Source organism: Lactobacillus apis, from assembly GCF_003150935.1.
GTDB lineage: Bacteria > Bacillota > Bacilli > Lactobacillales > Lactobacillaceae > Lactobacillus > Lactobacillus apis.
Genome location: NZ_CP029476.1, coordinates 1,258,139 through 1,274,258, shown reverse-complemented (window position 1 = coordinate 1,274,258; position 16,120 = coordinate 1,258,139). Strand labels below are relative to the sequence as shown.

The window sequence follows — 16,120 nt, the reverse complement described above, 5'->3', positions numbered from 1 at the left end:
GAGACAATATAAATGACTGAATTAAAAGTTACTTTAATTAGAAGTGCTGCGCACCGTCTACCTAATCAACAAAAAATTGTTAAAGCTTTGGGCTTAGGTAGAATCAATAGTACAGCTACTCTACCAGACAACGCTGCTACTCGTGGTGCATTGATGAAAATTGCACATTTGATCTCAGTTGAAGAGATCAACAAATAAATTATTGAGGAGGTGCCGAATTAATGAAGCTTCATGAATTACATGCTGCTGAGGGTTCACGCAATACTAGAAAACGTGTTGGACGTGGTACTTCAAGTGGTTACGGTAAGACTTCAGGCCGTGGACAAAAGGGACAATTAGCCCGTCAAGGTGGACACACTCGTTTAGGTTTTGAAGGTGGACAAATGCCATTATTCAGAACTATGCCTAAGCGTGGTTTTAAGAATGTTAACCGTAAAGAATATGCAATTATTAATTTAGACGACTTAAACAAGTTTAAAGATAATGACGAAGTAACTATCGCAAGTCTTAAAGAAAACGGTTTGGTAAAGAAAGAATTATCAGGCGTTAAATTACTTGCCAATGGTGAGTTGAAAGTTAAGTTAAACGTAAAGGTTAACAAAGTTTCCGCCGCTGCCAAGAAAGCAGTTGAAGCTGCAGGCGGATCTGTTGAGGTGATCTAATGTTTTCGACTTTGAAGAACGCCTTTAAGGATAAAGAAATTAGAAATAAGATTTATTTTACCCTCTTTATTCTTTTGCTTTATCGCATTGGAGCTAACATTACTGTTCCAGGTGTCAATGCAAAAGCGATTACTCAAGTTGCACAAACTGGTTTGGTCCCAATGCTGGACACTGTGTCCGGTGGTGGACTAGATAACTATTCAATCTTTTCACTGGGTGTTTCCCCGTATATTACTGCGCAAATTGTTATTCAATTATTGCAAATGGATATAGTTCCTACATTAGTAGAATGGGGAAAGCAAGGTGAAGTAGGTCGTCGTAAGACAAACAATGTGACAAGATGGCTTGCATTGGTTGTTGCCTTCATTCAGAGTATCGGAATCACGCTTGGTTTCAACGCTTTGACTGAGATGGGATTAGTCAAATCACAGACTTGGCAATCCTATGTTGAGATTGCAATTGTGATGACTGCCGGAACAATGTTACTAACCTGGTTAGGTGATGAAATCACTGATAAAGGTTTAGGAAACGGAGTTTCAGTTATCATTTTTGCTGGTATTATTGCTCGACTTCCGCGCGGCCTATGGCAGCTTTATAAAGATGAAGTTATTAACAATAGTGCGAGTGACCGTTGGCAAGGAATTGTGTTCTTCATTGCGATTATCATTGCAATACTCATCGTAACTCAAATTGTTACTTGGGTTGAACAGGCAGATCGCCGAATTCCAATCCAATACACTAGACGAGCAACTACCAGTGGCTCAGAAAGTTTCTTACCATTAAAAGTTAATGTTTCAGGTGTTATTCCAGTAATTTTCGCTAGTTCGTTTATCGTAACACCAGCGACAATTTTAATGGCCTTTCAAAGAACCCAAGGCGATCAACAATGGTACAAGGTAATGACTACAATCTTTAGTCTGCAAACTACGCCTGGTGTAGTAATTTACACAGTGTTGATTGTACTGTTTACTTTCTTTTATGCTTTTGTTCAGGTTAATCCTGAGAAGCTTGCTAAGAACTTGCAAAAACAAGGTGCATACATTCCTAGTGTATGGCCAGGCAAGGATACTCAAAAATACGTATCAAAAGTATTGATTAGATTATCAACTGTTGGTTCAGTATTTTTAGGTTTGGTAGCATTGCTACCACAACTTGCAACTAATTTGTGGGGCTTACCAAGTTCAATCGGACTAGGTGGAACTAGTTTATTGATCGTAATTGGGGTTGTCTTGGAGTTATCTCGTCAAATTAACGGCTTGTTAATGAAGAGAGAATATGTAGGATTCATCAGATAGGAACGAATAAATGATTAATTTATTTCTTTTAGGTTTGCCAGGTGCTGGTAAAGGAACAGTATCAGAGCAAATTGTTGATAAGTATCATCTAACTCATATTTCAACTGGGGATATGTTTAGAGAAGCAATGGCTAATGAGACCAAGGTTGGTCTTGAAGCTAAGAGTTATATTGACAAAGGTGATTTGGTACCGGATGAGGTTACAGCTAGATTAGTTGAAGAACGTTTGGGCCAACCTGATATTAAGGAAGGTTACATTCTAGATGGTTTTCCAAGAACTATAGTTCAAGCAGAACTTTTAGAAGAAATCACTAAAAAGCTAAATAAGCCTTTGACTAATGTTATCTCACTTGAAGTTAAAGAAGATACTTTAGTAAATCGTTTGTCAGCACGCTTCATGTGTAAAAAATGTGGTGCAACATATAATAAGATTACAAAGATGCCTAAAGTTGAGGGTACATGTGATCGTTGTGGTAGCCACGAATTTTACCAACGTGAAGATGACAAGCCAGAAGTAGTAAAGAATCGTTTACAAGTTAACGAAAAGATGAATACACCTTTAAAAGACTATTACCAAAAGAATGGAATTCTCAGCGTCGTTGACGGTGAGCAAACTCCAGAAAAAGTCTTTGAAAGTGTTGATGCGGTTTTAAGTAAATAGTAATAATTTGTATATTTACTTTTCCGTGTTATAATTTCAAAGTATGACTGTTTAAATGCGGAGGAACCACTTTGGCAAAAGATGATGTCATTGAAGTAAAGGGTAAAGTTATTGATACTTTACCTAATGCTATGTTTAAAGTTGAATTGGAAAATGGAGCTGAAATTTTAGCACATGTTTCTGGTAAAATCAGAATGCACTATATTCGTATTTTACCTGGAGATCGTGTTACTGTTGAACTTTCTCCTTACGACTTAACAAAAGGTAGAATTACTTATCGGTATATAAAATAATAACGGAGGGAAACATGAAGGTTAGACCATCTGTTAAACCAATGTGTGAACATTGTAAGATTATTAAAAGACATGGTCGTGTAATGGTTATTTGCCCTGCAAACCCAAAGCACAAGCAGCGTCAAGGTTAAAAACAAAATAGGAGGTGCAATTTATGGCACGTATTGCTGGTGTTGACTTACCAAGAGATAAAAGAATCGTTGTTGCATTAACATATATTTACGGTATTGGTGAACCAACAGCTCAGAAAATTTGTGCGGATGCTGGTGTTTCTGAAGACATACGTTCAAAAGATTTGACTCCAGATGACCAAGAGAAGCTTCGCGCAGAAGTTGATAAATACCGTGTTGAAGGTGACTTACGTAGAGAAGTCAGCATGAATATCAAACGGTTAATTGATATTGGTTCTTACCGTGGTATGCGTCACCGCCGTGGACTTCCAGTTCGTGGACAAAATACCAAGAATAATGCCCGTACACGTAAGGGCAGTAAGAAGAGATAAATAAAATTATAAGGAGGTTTATTGATGCCTAAAACAGCACGTAAACGTCGTGTAAAGAAGCACGTTGAAAAAGGCGTTGCTCACATTCACTCTACGTTTAATAATACTTTAGTCATGATTACTGACGCTCAAGGCAATGCAATTGCTTGGTCTTCAGCTGGTGCATTGGGCTTTAAAGGTAGCCGTAAATCTACACCATTTGCTGCTCAAATGGCAGCAGAAGCTGCAGCTAAGAGTGCAATGGACCAAGGAATGAAACATGTAGAAGTTTCCGTTAAAGGTCCTGGCGCTGGACGTGAATCTGCTATCAGATCACTTCAAGCTACTGGGTTAGAAATCACTGCAATTCGTGATGTTACACCAGTTCCCCACAATGGTTCTAGACCACCAAAACGTCGTCGTGTTTAATTTTGTTCTTAATGAAGGACGTTGCGTTTTGAAAGGGGCCTAGTAATGATTGAATTTGAAAAACCAAATATTACCGTTGTGGACCAAGAGAAGTCTTATGGTAAATTTGTCATTGAACCACTAGAACGAGGCTTCGGTACTACTCTAGGTAACTCATTACGTAGAGTTTTACTTACATCTATTCCAGGTACTGGACTTGTTTATGTTCAAATTGATGATGTTTTACACGAATTCTCAACCGTTCCAGGTGTTAGAGAAGACGTTGCTAAAATAATCTTGAACCTAAAGAAGCTTCAATTGAAATCATTTTCTGATGAGCAAAAGACAATTGAAGTAGACGTTGAAGGTCCGGCTACTGTTACTGCAGATGACTTAAAAGTTGATTCAGATGTGCAGGTTCTTAACCCAGAGCAATATATTTGTACTATTGCTGAAGGTGGACACTTACACATGCAAATTGCAGTTAAAAATGGCCGTGGTTACGTTGCAGCAAGTGAAAATAAGAGTGAAGATATGCCAATTGGTGTTATTCCAGTTGATTCTCTCTTTTCACCAATTGAAAAAGTTAATTATCAAGTTGAATCAACTCGAGTTGGTAAAAGAGATGATTTTGACAAGCTCACTTTAGAGATTTGGACTGATGGTTCAATCAAACCTAATGACGCCCTTAGTTTTGCTGCTAAAATTTTGGTAGCACACTTTAAAGTGTTTGAAACTGCTGATGCAAATACCCAATTCAATGACGTGATGGTTGAAAAAGAGGACGACACTGCAGAGAAGAAGCTTGAAATGACAATTGAAGAGCTTGATTTATCTGTTCGTTCATACAACTGCCTGAAGCGTGCTGGCATTAATACTCTGCAAGAACTGACTGATAAGACAGAAGCAGATATGATGCGTGTACGTAATTTGGGTCGCAAGTCATTAGAAGAAGTTAAAAACAAATTAACTGATTTGGGACTTTCACTTCGTCAAGAAGATTAACCTAACAAATAAAAGGAGGTAAACTGATGGCATACCGTAAATTAGGTCGCGATAGTGCACAAAGAAAAGCAATGCTTAGAGAAATGACTACTCAATTGATCATGAACGAACGTATTGTTACTACTGAAACACGTGCTAAGGAAGTTCGCAAAACTGCCGAAAAGATGATTACTTTAGGCAAGCGTGGTGACTTAGCTGCAAGAAGAAGAGCTGCTCGTTACGTACGTAATGAAGTTGCTGATATTCAAGAAGAAAACGATGCAGTTGTTGTAAAATCAGCATTGCAAAAGCTTTTCAGTGATATTGCACCTCGTTATAAAGACCGTAATGGTGGTTACACCAGAATTATGAAGCTGGCTAAACCTCGTAGAGGCGATGCAGCTCCAATGGTTATTCTAGAATTAGTTTAATTTAGATAACCAACTTAATAGCTATTAAGAATTACCCATGAGAGTGAGAATAAGCGTTAAGATGATGACGAAAGTTTAGTCTAGCTTAGATAAGTAAATTATCCCTCCTCATGGGTGATTTTTTTTGTTCTTTTTATCCTGCTGAGTCAGTTTATTTAAACTATTAGCAGGATTTTTATTTTTAAAATCATCCTTTTGAATGTCTAGTTTTCACCTCAACCGTAAGTTATTATAATAGATACAGAAATAGAAAATTTAGCTCTTAAAGACAGAGTAACCAATTTAACCAATGATATTATGCGGTATGAAGCAGCTGAATTGATAATCATCTAACGAAATGTGTGATTAATAGTCTTACTGAGAAAAATAAAAAAGTGTAAGAAAGCATGATCATCGAAGAATTTTGGTTATTTTTTGGTACAATTAAATCATACTATGAGAAAGGTGAAATCATGACAACAGATAATATTATAAAAATCAAAAATATCAGTTTCACGTATCCTGAGTCTGATTCGCCTGCTATTGATCAACTTAGCTTTGAGATTCCAAGAGGGGCTTGGACATCAATTATTGGTCATAACGGAAGTGGTAAGTCGACAATTGTTCGTTTAATCAACGGCTTATTAGTTCCAGATGAAAATGAAGATTCATTTATAGAAGTTGATGGAACAAAACTAACCGATGACTCTGTATGGGACATTAGAAATAAAGTTGGAGTGGTTTTTCAGAATCCTGATAATCAATTTGTAGGGGCAACAGTGGCTGATGATGTAGCCTTTGGATTGGAAAATCGAGGAGTACTACGGTGTGAAATGGTAAAGATTGTTCCTGAAGCAATTAAAGCTGTGGGAATGACGGATTATACATATACTGAGCCAGCTAACTTATCAGGTGGTCAAAAGCAGAGGGTAGCGATTGCCGGTATTATTGCGATTAGGCCAAAAGTAATTATTTTGGATGAGGCAACTTCAATGCTTGACCCTGAAGGCAGGGATCGGATTTTGAAGACAGTTCATCAGTTGCAGGAAGATTACAATTTAACTGTTATTGCAATTACACATGATATCGATGAAGCAAGCTTGGCAGATAATGTAATTGTTATGGATGATGGTCATTTAATTACGCAAGGCACCCCTAAGAATGTGTTCGCGCAAGCCAAATTATTAAAAGAAATTGGTTTAGATATTCCTTTTTATATGCAAGTAAAACAGGCATTACTCGAGGATGAATTTCCAATACCAGAACAAGTTAATTCAGAAAAAGAGTTGATCAAGTACTTATGTCAATTAAATTCGAAAAAGTAGGGTATACATATTCAGCAGGCTCGCCACTTGAGAAAAAAGGGCTTGATGATATTAGCTTTGAATTAAAAGATGGCTCTTTTACAGCTATTGTAGGACATACTGGAAGCGGTAAATCCACGCTGATGCAACATTTTAATGCGTTGCTTAAGCCTACCGAAGGACAAATTGAAATTGCAGGTACAACGATAACGCCTGAAACTTCCAACAAGAACCTAAAACAACTTCGTAAACATGTTGGTTTAGTATTCCAATTTCCAGAGTCACAGTTATTTGAAAATACTGTACTTGATGATATAGCATTTGGACCAAAAAATTTTGGTTTTAGTGAAGAGGAAGCTAAAGAAAGTGCACGTTCGTGGCTAAATAAGGTTGGTTTACCTGATGAAATTGGTGAACGCTCTCCCTTTGAACTTTCCGGCGGACAGATGCGTCGTGTGGCAATTGCAGGTGTAATGGCCTATGAACCAGATATTTTATGCCTTGATGAACCTGCAGCTGGTCTTGATCCACGTGCACGTAAGCAGATGATGAATTTGTTTTCTGAATATCAAAAAGCTGGTCATACTATTATTTTGGTTACACATAATATGGATGATGTAGCTAATTATGCTGACGACGTTCTTGTCTTGGAGCATGGTAAGCTATTGATGCATGATTGCCCTGACCAAGTATTTAAAAACCGTGCGTGGCTTGAAGAACATCATTTAGAAGAACCCAAGGCTTCACTTTTTGCTGCACAGTTGGAAAATTTCACTTTTGCTAAGCCACCGTTAACAAAACACGATTTGGTAAAAGAAATAGAAAAGAATTTAAAGGGGTGAGTGTGCGTGAGTAAAATTTTAATTGGGCGCTATATTTCTGGTAACTCGCTGGTTTATAAAATGGATCCACGCGGCAAATTACTAGCCACTATCTTTTTTATTCTGATTGTTTTTATGGCAAATAACCCTCTTTCTTATTTAATTATTACAGTATTCAGTTTAGTTGCTGTTGCCGCTACTAAGTTAAAGCCAAAGATCTTTTGGGATGGTGTCAAACCGTTAATATGGTTGATACTATTTACCTCTTTTTTGCAGCTCTTTTTTACTGTGGGAGGAAAAGTATATTGGCGATGGACAGTATTTGTAGTTTCAAGCTATGGTATTGAGAATGCGATATTCATTTTTATTCGCTTTACGGTAATTATTTTAATTTCAACCGTTATGACGGTTACAACTATGCCACTTGAAATTGCTGATGCAATTGAATGGATCTTGACACCGCTGAAGCTAATAAAGGTTCCTGTTGATAAAATTGCTTTGGTTATGTCGATTGCGTTGCGTTTTGTTCCAACATTATTTGATGAAACATTTAAAATCATGAATGCGCAGAGATCGCGGGGAGCGGACTTTAATAATGGTGGATTAATTACCAGGGCTAAAGCTGTAACACCGCTTTTAGTACCACTGTTCATTAGTTCGCTTGAAACTGCGATTGATCTGTCGACGGCAATGGAGGCACGTGGTTATCGCGGAGATGACGGTAGAACCAAGTTTCGCGTTTTAAAGTGGTCAAAATATGACTTAGTGAATTTGGGCTGCTTTGCTATTTTAATTGTACTGTTATTAGTTTTTAGGACACATTAATGACTACTAGATATAAGATGACTTTGGCCTATGACGGTCACTTGTTTCATGGCTTTCAATCTCAACCCAATCAGAGAACGGTGCAAGGAACAATTGAAGCAGCTTTGAAAAAAATGACGAAGGGACAAGATGTTCCAATTGAAGGCTCAGGCAGAACAGATTCTGGGGTTCATGCATTAGGGCAGGTTATTCATTTCGATTATCCGGGAACAAGAATTCCGCCAGAAAGAATGATTCGTGCTCTTAATTCAATTATGCCTCTCGATATTGTTTTTAAAGAATGTGAAATAGTTGATGAAAGTTTTCATGTTCGCTATAGTGCAAAAGGTAAATGGTATCGCTATCACGTTAGCTTAGATCGCTTTGTTGATCCATTCAAACGTTTTTATACAGGACATTATCCGTATCCAGTTAATTTGAAAAAGATGCAGCAGGCTGCTACTGACCTAATTGGTACTCATGATTTTACTAGTTTCGCTGCAAGTGGAGGACAAATAAAGAATAAAGTACGGACAATGTATTATGTTAATATTCAAAAAGATGAGCAAGAAAACGAAATTGTTTTTGATTTTATTTGCTCCGGCTTTTTGTACAATATGGTGCGAATTCTTGTTGCAACTTTATTAGAGATTGGCAATGGGAAAAGACCGGTGGATGATCTTCCTAGAGTAATTGAGGCAAAAGACCGGGAACAGGTCAGAGAAACTGCACAAGCAAATGGTCTATTTTTATACCATGTTTTTTATGAAGATATCCCCAAAAAATATCGACTGGACAAGGATTAATATTGACAAACTGCTCAAATAGACGTATTCTATTTAAGTATGTTTGTCCACGATAGGCCCCGGAATCTTATTGTTTTCAAACAACGTATTAACGGAGGAAATTAAATTGCGTACTACACAATTAGCAAAACCTAATGAAATTGAACGTAAGTGGTATGTTATTGACGCAACAGACGTATCTTTAGGTCGTCTGTCTACTGCAGTAGCAACTATTTTGAGAGGTAAAAACAAGCCCCAATATACACCAAATGTTGACACTGGTGACAACGTTATTATTATCAACGCTGCTAAGCTTAAGTTGACTGGTAAAAAGGCTACTGACAAGATTTACTACCACCACTCTTCTCATCTTGGTGGCTTAAAAGCTACTCCAGCAGGTGACTTACTTGCCAACAACCCAGTTAGATTAGTTGAATTGTCAGTTAAGGGAATGCTTCCAAAGAACACTCTTGGTCACCAAGAATTCATGAAGATGCATGTTTATGCTAGTGAAGACCACAAGCATGAAGCACAAAAGCCTGAGAAATTAGACATTAACAAATTAATCTAGGAGGTTAAATTAAATGGCACAACAAGTTGCATATGCAGGTACTGGCCGTCGCAAGAATTCAGTTGCGCGTGTACGTTTAGTACCAGGCAGTGGTAAAATTACTGTTAACAACAAAGACATTGATGAATACATTCCATTCCCTAACTTAGTTAAGGACTTGAAGCAACCATTGACTTTGACAGAAACTGACAACCAATATGACGTTAAAGTTAACGTAAATGGTGGTGGATTCTCAGGTCAAGCTGGTGCAATCCGTTTAGGTATTGCTCGTGCTCTTCTTGAAGTAGACCCAGATTTCCGTGGTCCATTAAAGAAGGCAGGCTTCTTAACTCGTGATCCAAGAATGGTTGAACGTAAGAAACCAGGTCTTAAGAAAGCTCGTAAAGCTTCACAATTCAGTAAGCGTTAATTATATTTCATATTTATTAACGTTTTGCCGTAAGATTGCAGAGCTTAAAATAAAAAAAGCACTTACTAAACTACAGTAAGTGCTTTTTTGTTGTAATTTTTTGGAGATAGATAATGGTACAAATAGAATTAACTCGCTTTAGAATTAAAAAAGGTAAAGAACAAAGGGCTGAAGAGTGGATGAAATTCCTAAATGCTCATCATGCTGATACAGTTGCAACGATGGCTGGTGAGAAAATGTATGTTGAAACTGTTTTTAAAGAAGAAAATGCCGATGGCTATATGTACTTTTACTGGTACTCAATTCAAGGTGAAAATGGTAATGCAGTTGAAGACTCGGAGAGCTATATTGATAAAAAGCACCTAGAGTATTGGGAAGAGTGCATTGATAGTACGTATCGCCCTGTTGATATGACCTTGATGCAAAGTTTGCTTGCACCTAAAATTGAAGAAAATATGTAGTAATGCATAGATAAATATTTAAAGCGGGAACCAATTATAGTTCTAGCTTTTTTCTTTTCTCAAGTTTTGAAAAAAGAAGTATACGAGTAGAATATACATGAATTCTATGTGTCATTAATAAAAAATATAATTGGATTATAGATGAGTAAAATTACATTTAACTGTTATTTATAAAAATCGGTTCACATATAGATATCAAACAAAGAAGCGATAGTTCCCACTGTGATACTATGTTATCTTATTTTTCTAGTTTGTTATTTAGCTTATAAATACTATGTTGACGCAAAAGTTACCATAATATATAATCATAAAACGTGATGATTAAATAAATAATTCTATGATATATGTTATTTAATTTGTTGTAGTTGTTACTATACCTACTGCTTGTAAGACATTTTATAGAAATTTTCATTTAATAGTACGGTCATTATTTTTTTGAAATATAAAAATATGGAGAAGTGTAATTTAATATGAAAAAAATTAAAAAGGCACTATTTTGCTTTATGAGTTTAATGGTTCTCTTGCAGTATATGATGCCGACAGTTGTCTTTGCTGTAGAAAATCAAGGCGACTTTCAGTTAACTTCTTTATCTGTCGATAAAGAAGAGAAAGATACGATTGAAGCGAAAATAAGCCTTTCTTTTAAAGCTCAGACAGAAGAAAGTCAAACGTTGATCTTTAACGAAGACGCAACCGTTAAAGATGTAAAAATAGAAAATGAAACTGAGTCAACTAAAGTTGATTACGTTATCAACAAAAATAAAATAGAGATGAAGATTGCTCCTAGAACAGAGGGAACAATTATCCTTTCTGTTTTACTCGACTCTTCAGATTTAAAAGATGATAATCTGATGCTTACAAATGGTGTTCAAACACTAAAGGCTCCGCTAAAAATGCATGAGTCAGAATCAGAAGAAGATGGAACTAAAGAAACAGAAGAGTCTGAAAAGGAATCTGAATCTGCTGATAAAGCTAAAGAAGTAAAAATAAAACGTGATGGCGGCAAGCAAAACATTCGTGATTTATTAACTAAAGTGGGAATTAGTCCTGCAACCATTATTGACGATGTAAAAGTTGTATATATTAATAGCAATGGTCACATATGTACGGACTTAGATAGCATACCAGCTAATGCAAGTGTTGAAGTAAATTACTCTTGGAGTCTTCCCGAAGAATTATTCGGAGTAATTAAGGAAGATGATTATTTCGAATTTAGCTTACCAGATGCCATTCGAGTTTTTCCGGGAACTGGACCACTTATAGGAAATCTAGGTCAATATGGTTCATATGAAGTTTTCACTGATGGTAGAGTACGGTTTGAATTCAACAAGAATGTAGAAACTGATCATGATATAATGGGTAGCTTCAGTTATTCAACAAAGTTTAAGCGGACTGAACCTGGAGTAGTTGTCATTCAAACACCAAATGAAGATAATGCTGGACCAAGCAAAATTCGTATTCGTCCAAATTATGATCAAGCTATAGATAAAAGCGGTCACGTTAATAAAGTACCTAATCCAACTGGAATAGTTTGGGAAGTCAATATTAATCGTCCCTTAAGTAATATGAAGGATGCCGAGCTTGTTGATATTGTACCTGCTGGTACAAGTCTGAAGAGTATTGAGATTTATCCAGAAACTGTAGATGGCACTGGTGCTATTGTAAATATTGACAGGGATCACCCATTAACCGAAGGCGTAGATTATAAAAGAATCTCATCTGGTTCGACTGAAACCATTAAGTTTATTGGAAAGTACGCAGAGACTCATCAAGCCTTTCATGTTGTTTATACAACAATGATTGATGAGGATAGAAAACCCGAGAAGGGTGGAAACGTAGAATTCAAAAACCGTGCTACTCTTGATGATGGTACTTCCAGCACCTCTGCTGAAGCGAGCGTCACTGCCCATTATGAGCGACCAATTACAAAAAATGGTCCGTTTGCCACAGGTAATGATCAAATATATAAATGGATTGTTAGATACAACTACAATGAAAGGAAGCATCCCGCTGGCTCAACGATTACGGATACAATGTGTGATAGGCTTTCTTTAGTCAAAGATTCCGTTAAGTTATTTAGGATTTCATTTACTGGTGCTGGTGATGATGAAATAATTGGCGATTCCTTGGTAGAAGGTAGCGATTACGTAATAGAAGAAAGTTCATCTAATGCGCACCGATTTATCATTAGGTTTTTAAAGGAAATCGATTATCCAGTTAGAATTGACTACCAAACAAAAGTGAACGGTTATGTTGACGAAACTACTCCAATTTCTAATTCTGTCATAACAGATATCGGAGATAGTGACGAGAGTGAAGGTACTGGACATAAAGATGAGATTAAAGGGGATGCAAACCAGCAGAGTATTGCTAAGAGTATTGACGGTGATATTGACTACGTAACTCATGAAATCCCATGGCAAATTCAAATTAATAAGTCTGGCTATTTGCTGAAAAATTGGTATTTGGAGGATACATTCAGTAAAGGACAAAAATTAGTAGATGGTAGTTTCAGAATCATCGATTTAACCGAAGGGAAAGCGTTGAGTTCAGATCAATATACATTTACTAAAACCGACAATGGCTTTAAGGTAGAATTTGAAGGCGAACTGAAAAACGGCACTGATCATAAATATGCCATAACCTATAAAACTAATTTTGATATTGCTGCAATAGAAAGCACTGGAAGTGAAGATTTATTTATATTTAAAAATACGGCTACTGCAAACTGGATGGATAAATCTGGTGGCAGTCATTCAAGCACAGATTGGGTAGAATTTGATCCACTGCAAAGATTTAAATACAATGGAAACAAAATTGGTGTGTATAATGCGATTAACAAGAAGATTACTTGGACAGTAGCAGTAAACTATCGTCATCAAGAGTTGAAAAATGCAACGATTACGGATGTAATAGAAGCGCCGCAAGATTATGTTGCAGGTAGCGCGAAACTATATGAAGCAACGGTCAATAGTAATGGTACTTACACTTTAGGTGATCAAGTTGGGGCAGACCTAGTTGAGCCTACGACTGCTCTGCCAACATTACAGGTTAACTTGCCAGAGAACAGTAACAAAATGTACGTACTTGTCTTCGAAACAAGTCTGGCAGGAAAAGTGATCAATCAACAGTATTATAATAATAGGGCGGTTTTTACCACTGAAGGTGTATCACATAACTTAAACTCAAGTATTTCACCAGCCCATTTCGGCGAATTACTTGATAAGGATGGTGCACAGGATCCTGATGATAGCGGTTATGTAAAATGGAACTTAACAGTTAATGCTTCACAATCTACTTTGAACAACGTAAAAATTGTGGATACTCCATCAGCTAACCAATTTATTTCTAAAGATGGGATCGTAATATATGGAACGATTGTTGACAGTGCAGGGAATATCGAAAAAGATAGTTCAACTGTTTTAGCTGAAGGTACAGATTACAAAGTAGATATTGAAACTAACAATGCAACAGGTGCTCAGGTAGTTACAATTGAGTTTCTAAAGCAAATTACCACATCATATATAGTGGAGTATCGTTCATTAGTTCTTTTAGATAAATTAGTTGACACAGTTGCAAACTCTGCCAGTATATCCGGGATGAATGAGCAAACTATAACTCAGGGTCAAGCTAAGGAGATTGTTGTAACTAGCACGTCTGGAAATGCTACAGGGTCAAAGGGATCGATTAAACTTATTAAAGAGGATTTAAGCGGAAAGAAGAGATTATCTGGTGTTCACTTACAATTGTGGACAATCAATGAAAAGCTGGAGAAAAATAAGCTTGTTCGTGAAGGTGTTACAGATTCAAAAGGAGAATTGGAGCTTGGAAACTTGCGAGTTCAAGAATATCTCGTTGTTGAAACTGAAGCTCCTGCTGGCTATACAGTCAGCGATGAACTGGCAAAAGGTAAGAGAATAAAAGTTATAAAAGATGAAGCAGGCAGTACTGCTAAAGTGGTTCATATTTATAATGAACCAACAAAGGTAACTTTTAGAAAAGTTAGCGAGCCTGACGAAAAAGGTTCAAAACTTCCATTAAAAGGAGCAGAATTTAAAGTTCTTGATTCTAATGGAAAAGTTATAGAAGGATATGAAAACGTCGTTTCAGGCGATGAAGGAATCGTCACGATTGAAGGTTTGGTTCCAGGCAAGTATCAAATTGTAGAAACAAAGGCACCTACTGGATATAAATTAGACGATAAGCCAAGAGAGTTTACGGTAGAAAAGAAAGATGACGGAATAATTCCTCCAATTAACTTATGTGATTGGGAAAATAAACGTCTAAATTATAAAGGATCTGCAAAACTACTCAAGACTGATAATAAAGGCAATCCTCTAGCTGGAGCAGAATTTAAAGTAGTCGATAGGGATGACAATATTGTTAAATCAGGTTTGACTTCAGATGCCAATGGAGTTGTTTTAGCTACATCATTGGCACCAGGAAAATATAAATTTATTGAAACTAAAGCTCCTGAAGGATATGTTATTAACTCAGCACCAGTTAGTTTTACAATAAATGAAGAAGCTAAGGAAGATCCTGCTGCGGTAGTTACAGAGTGTGAGTTAATTAACTACAAGGGTTCAGCTCAATTAGTAAAAACTGACAGCAAAGGAAATCCTTTAGCTGGAGCAGAGTTTAAACTGGTTGACGAAGATGGTAAAACAGTTCGCGATAGTTTGGTATCATCAGAAAGTGGTATCGTCTTTGTCTCAGACTTGGCACCAGGAAAATATGAATTTGTCGAAACTAAAGCACCAGCAGGCTATTTGCTGAATGCTGCACCTGCTAGTTTTACAATAAGTGAATCAGCCCAAGGTGAGCCTGCAGTTGTTGAGGCAAAATTAGTTAACTATAAGGGTACAGCTCAATTAGTCAAAACCGACAGTAAAGGTAATCCTTTAGCAGGAGCAGAATTTAAAGTAGTTAATAAAGATGGTGAGATAGTTCAGGAAAGCTTAGTATCGTCTGATAAAGGTATAGTCTTTGTCACCGACTTAACACCAGGCAAATATCAATTTATCGAAACTAAGGCACCAACTGGCTATGTTATTAATTCGACACCGACTGATTTCACCATAAGTGAGTCAGCTCAAGGTGAGCCTACTGTTGTTGAAGCCAAATTAGTTAACTATAAAGGTTCAGCTCAATTAGTTAAAACCGACAGTAATGGTAAACCTTTAGCTGGAGCAGAATTTAAAGTAGTTGATGCAGATGGTAAGACTGTACGGGATAAATTGGTCTCGTCTGACAAAGGTATTGTTTCAGTAACTGACTTAGCACCAGGTAAATACCAATTTATCGAAACCAAAGCGCCTAAAGGTTATTACTTAAATAGTAAGCCAGTTGATTTTACAATTGATAAAGAGGCAGCAGGTGAGCCAGGTTTAGTGAAAGCTGGAAACTTAGTCAACATGGAAATTAAGAATGATACACCAGAATGGCCAAGTAATCCTGAAACTCCAAGTGCACCTGACGAACCAGATAGTCCGGATAATCCTGAAAAGCCAAGCATTCCAACAGATCCTGGAAAGCCAAGTATTCCGGATAATCCGACTACGGCAAAAACTGTGTATGATAAGAGATATAATAAAAAAACTCGGCACGATACAAGTCAAAAACTGCCGAAAACGAATTATCAAAATACATTATGGCTAACAATTTTAGGCTTGGTTATTCTTATGCTTGTAGCTGTGATCATCTATCGAAATAAGAAAGTAGACCAAGCTGAATAGTTATCTAGTTCATGTCATGAATTAATAAAACTAAGT

The 16,120-nt window shown here is 36.8% G+C and carries 18 protein-coding genes; all 18 read left to right on the top strand.

The window, feature by feature from the left end:
• The first annotated feature begins 12 nt into the window (after positions 1-12).
• On the top strand, positions 13-198 hold the full coding sequence (gene rpmD / locus DKL56_RS06060; protein ID WP_046307554.1) for a 50S ribosomal protein L30: 186 nt from the start codon (positions 13-15) through the stop codon (positions 196-198).
• Positions 199-221: 23 nt separating this feature from the next.
• Complete coding sequence (gene rplO / locus DKL56_RS06055; protein ID WP_046307553.1) at positions 222-662, top strand: 50S ribosomal protein L15; 441 nt, start codon at positions 222-224, stop codon at positions 660-662.
• Positions 662-1,957 carry a preprotein translocase subunit SecY gene (gene secY / locus DKL56_RS06050; protein ID WP_046307552.1) on the top strand — a complete coding sequence of 432 codons (1,296 nt, stop codon included), beginning with the start codon at positions 662-664 and terminating at the stop codon, positions 1,955-1,957. Before rplO ends, secY begins: the two co-directional genes overlap by 1 nt.
• A gap of 10 nt (positions 1,958-1,967) precedes the next feature.
• The gene (locus tag DKL56_RS06045) at positions 1,968-2,618 is read left to right on the top strand and encodes an adenylate kinase (protein ID WP_074425749.1); all 651 of its coding nucleotides are present in this window, start codon (positions 1,968-1,970) and stop codon (positions 2,616-2,618) included.
• A gap of 71 nt (positions 2,619-2,689) precedes the next feature.
• The gene (infA, locus tag DKL56_RS06040) at positions 2,690-2,911 is read left to right on the top strand and encodes a translation initiation factor IF-1 (RefSeq protein WP_046307550.1); all 222 of its coding nucleotides are present in this window, start codon (positions 2,690-2,692) and stop codon (positions 2,909-2,911) included.
• A 14-nt stretch (positions 2,912-2,925) separates the two neighbouring features.
• Complete coding sequence (gene rpmJ, locus DKL56_RS06035; protein ID WP_046307548.1) at positions 2,926-3,042, top strand: 50S ribosomal protein L36; 117 nt, start codon at positions 2,926-2,928, stop codon at positions 3,040-3,042.
• Positions 3,043-3,065: 23 nt separating this feature from the next.
• Positions 3,066-3,413 (top strand): 30S ribosomal protein S13, encoded by a 348-nt coding sequence (gene rpsM, locus DKL56_RS06030; protein WP_046307546.1) that lies wholly within the window; start codon positions 3,066-3,068, stop codon positions 3,411-3,413.
• A gap of 24 nt (positions 3,414-3,437) precedes the next feature.
• Complete coding sequence (gene rpsK / locus DKL56_RS06025) at positions 3,438-3,821, top strand: 30S ribosomal protein S11 (protein ID WP_046307544.1); 384 nt, start codon at positions 3,438-3,440, stop codon at positions 3,819-3,821.
• A 45-nt stretch (positions 3,822-3,866) separates the two neighbouring features.
• A complete protein-coding gene (locus tag DKL56_RS06020) occupies positions 3,867-4,805 on the top strand; it encodes a DNA-directed RNA polymerase subunit alpha (protein ID WP_046307542.1) in 939 nt (312 codons plus the stop codon).
• 26 nt (positions 4,806-4,831) lie between these two features.
• Positions 4,832-5,215 (top strand): 50S ribosomal protein L17, encoded by a 384-nt coding sequence (gene rplQ, locus DKL56_RS06015; RefSeq protein WP_046307540.1) that lies wholly within the window; start codon positions 4,832-4,834, stop codon positions 5,213-5,215.
• Positions 5,216-5,667: 452 nt separating this feature from the next.
• Positions 5,668-6,519: an energy-coupling factor transporter ATPase gene (locus DKL56_RS06010; protein WP_109716049.1), complete on the top strand. Its 852-nt coding sequence runs from the start codon at positions 5,668-5,670 to the stop codon at positions 6,517-6,519.
• The gene (locus DKL56_RS06005) at positions 6,495-7,340 is read left to right on the top strand and encodes an energy-coupling factor transporter ATPase (RefSeq protein ID WP_109715755.1); all 846 of its coding nucleotides are present in this window, start codon (positions 6,495-6,497) and stop codon (positions 7,338-7,340) included. Before DKL56_RS06010 ends, DKL56_RS06005 begins: the two co-directional genes overlap by 25 nt.
• A gap of 6 nt (positions 7,341-7,346) precedes the next feature.
• Positions 7,347-8,144 carry an energy-coupling factor transporter transmembrane component T family protein gene (locus DKL56_RS06000; RefSeq protein WP_109715754.1) on the top strand — a complete coding sequence of 266 codons (798 nt, stop codon included), beginning with the start codon at positions 7,347-7,349 and terminating at the stop codon, positions 8,142-8,144.
• Positions 8,144-8,929, top strand: a complete 786-nt coding sequence (gene truA / locus DKL56_RS05995; RefSeq protein WP_074425746.1) for a tRNA pseudouridine(38-40) synthase TruA — start codon at positions 8,144-8,146, stop codon at positions 8,927-8,929. Before DKL56_RS06000 ends, truA begins: the two co-directional genes overlap by 1 nt.
• A gap of 106 nt (positions 8,930-9,035) precedes the next feature.
• Positions 9,036-9,479, top strand: coding sequence for a 50S ribosomal protein L13 (gene rplM / locus DKL56_RS05990; protein ID WP_109715753.1), 444 nt, complete (start codon positions 9,036-9,038; stop codon positions 9,477-9,479).
• 13 nt (positions 9,480-9,492) lie between these two features.
• The gene (gene rpsI, locus DKL56_RS05985; RefSeq protein ID WP_074425745.1) at positions 9,493-9,888 is read left to right on the top strand and encodes a 30S ribosomal protein S9; all 396 of its coding nucleotides are present in this window, start codon (positions 9,493-9,495) and stop codon (positions 9,886-9,888) included.
• A gap of 113 nt (positions 9,889-10,001) precedes the next feature.
• Complete coding sequence (locus tag DKL56_RS05980; protein WP_109715752.1) at positions 10,002-10,349, top strand: DUF6176 family protein; 348 nt, start codon at positions 10,002-10,004, stop codon at positions 10,347-10,349.
• Positions 10,350-10,819: 470 nt separating this feature from the next.
• Complete coding sequence (locus DKL56_RS05975) at positions 10,820-16,084, top strand: SpaA isopeptide-forming pilin-related protein (RefSeq protein ID WP_109715751.1); 5,265 nt, start codon at positions 10,820-10,822, stop codon at positions 16,082-16,084.
• Positions 16,085-16,120: the final 36 nt, after the last annotated feature.

Coding starts and splice junctions, on each gene's coding strand:
- rpsI (WP_074425745.1), top strand. CDS start 9,493: ATGGCACAACAAGTTGCATATGCAGGTACTGGCCGTCGCAAGAATTCA.
- DKL56_RS06020 (WP_046307542.1), top strand. CDS start 3,867: ATGATTGAATTTGAAAAACCAAATATTACCGTTGTGGACCAAGAGAAG.
- rpsK (WP_046307544.1), top strand. CDS start 3,438: ATGCCTAAAACAGCACGTAAACGTCGTGTAAAGAAGCACGTTGAAAAA.
- DKL56_RS05980 (WP_109715752.1), top strand. CDS start 10,002: ATGGTACAAATAGAATTAACTCGCTTTAGAATTAAAAAAGGTAAAGAA.
- rpmD (WP_046307554.1), top strand. CDS start 13: ATGACTGAATTAAAAGTTACTTTAATTAGAAGTGCTGCGCACCGTCTA.
- truA (WP_074425746.1), top strand. CDS start 8,144: ATGACTACTAGATATAAGATGACTTTGGCCTATGACGGTCACTTGTTT.
- rplQ (WP_046307540.1), top strand. CDS start 4,832: ATGGCATACCGTAAATTAGGTCGCGATAGTGCACAAAGAAAAGCAATG.
- DKL56_RS06005 (WP_109715755.1), top strand. CDS start 6,495: ATGTCAATTAAATTCGAAAAAGTAGGGTATACATATTCAGCAGGCTCG.
- rpmJ (WP_046307548.1), top strand. CDS start 2,926: ATGAAGGTTAGACCATCTGTTAAACCAATGTGTGAACATTGTAAGATT.
- secY (WP_046307552.1), top strand. CDS start 662: ATGTTTTCGACTTTGAAGAACGCCTTTAAGGATAAAGAAATTAGAAAT.
- DKL56_RS05975 (WP_109715751.1), top strand. CDS start 10,820: ATGAAAAAAATTAAAAAGGCACTATTTTGCTTTATGAGTTTAATGGTT.
- DKL56_RS06045 (WP_074425749.1), top strand. CDS start 1,968: ATGATTAATTTATTTCTTTTAGGTTTGCCAGGTGCTGGTAAAGGAACA.
- rplO (WP_046307553.1), top strand. CDS start 222: ATGAAGCTTCATGAATTACATGCTGCTGAGGGTTCACGCAATACTAGA.
- DKL56_RS06010 (WP_109716049.1), top strand. CDS start 5,668: ATGACAACAGATAATATTATAAAAATCAAAAATATCAGTTTCACGTAT.
- rpsM (WP_046307546.1), top strand. CDS start 3,066: ATGGCACGTATTGCTGGTGTTGACTTACCAAGAGATAAAAGAATCGTT.